Below are 246 nucleotides of genomic sequence, written 5' to 3' on the forward strand. Positions count from 1 at the left end.
ACAGCGTCAACACCTCGCGCCGCAGCTGCTCGTCGCTGGCCGCCGCCTCGTCGGCGGTCAAGGCAACCCGTTCGCGGCGGTCGAGCAGGCTGGCGACCTCCATCTCGCGATCCATGGTGCTCTTGCGCCGGACCAAGCTCACCGTGCTCGACGAGGTCGCCAACGGCCTGTCGTTCTACGACTACACCTTCCTCCGCGAGGTGCCGCGGCTGGTCAACGCGCTGGAAGACCGGCTGGGGGAGGCCG

Annotated in this window: 1 pseudogene; it reads left to right on the forward strand. The window is 69.5% G+C overall.

The window, feature by feature from the left end:
• Nucleotides 1-119: 119 nt before the first annotated feature.
• Nucleotides 120-246 (forward strand): annotated as a pseudogene (locus G8O24_RS43375) (phosphoenolpyruvate carboxylase); the annotation flags it as partial.

The organism is Bradyrhizobium campsiandrae (assembly GCF_014529705.1).
Taxonomy (GTDB): Bacteria; Pseudomonadota; Alphaproteobacteria; order Rhizobiales; family Xanthobacteraceae; genus Bradyrhizobium; species Bradyrhizobium campsiandrae.